Here is a 900-nt window from a genome sequence, read left to right on the forward strand (position 1 = left end):
GACCCGCCGCTCGCCCATCATCGCTGGATCTCCAGCCTCAACGACCAGAGTGAATCAGCGCTGCGCCCTCATGCCAATTGCCCAGGCCGCCTTTTCAACGAAATCGGCCATAAGCAGACTTTGGCTCATCTTCTGGAAGTAGACATTGGCTCGGAAAAGTCAGGCCCCTCACAAACGAGCGTGAAGATCCCACGATGCCCACGCGCCGTCGTCTATGGCGACCCGGTTCTGAAATTGCAGGAACTTTCTTCCTCGGCTTGCCGATGTTTGCCGCTCTTCGCGTATCGCGACCTTGCGGGTCTCCATTTCCCGGATGCGCGCCTCATAGGTTTTGACGAGGCTATCGCTTTCGCAGGCGACGATCAGTCAACCAGTTGAGCAATGCCTATGTCGAGCTTGCTAAGTTCCAGCTCCAAAGACCGTCGACATGGTTGTTCTTGGCGAGATCGCCGACCTGCGTCGAAATCCTTCGGTGCGAACCCGTTGGACTGAATCTGCGACGCTTGAAGCCGCCAGCTGATCAATATCTGACTCTGCTGTCGCAGCCCGTCGGGCTGATCAAGGCGAAGCCGGAGGGGCTTGGCAGGTGCGTTAGAGTTTCTGTTCGACAGCAATCCTAGTTTCTGGCCACCAGCCGCGACATGAACTGCTTTAGCTTAAGTAAGGGCTTGGGTGTGGATTTTGGCCCGGATTAGACCGCGCCCCCGTCGGGGCGTCAGTCCCTGTCGAACGGCCACACGATCACTTAACCGTCCTTCTGTACAACCTATCCGAGTGTATGGAGGCGGTGATGCAGTCGGCGCCAGTGAAGTCGAGTTTCGTGCGTGCGGATGGCGGCAGCGCCGCGGTTGAGTTCGCCTTGGTCGGGCCGATCATGGTGGTGCTGATGATCGCCATCGT

Annotated in this window: 1 protein-coding gene; it reads left to right on the forward strand. The window is 58.0% G+C overall.

The annotated features are described in order from the left end of the window. Positions 1–378, forward strand: a 378-nt coding sequence (locus tag JKF87_RS18120) for a hypothetical protein (protein WP_201101274.1), incomplete at its 5' end; no start/stop codon positions are given. Positions 379–900: the final 522 nt, after the last annotated feature.

The sequence above is a fragment of the Brevundimonas nasdae genome, from assembly GCF_016654005.1.
GTDB lineage: Bacteria > Pseudomonadota > Alphaproteobacteria > Caulobacterales > Caulobacteraceae > Brevundimonas > Brevundimonas nasdae.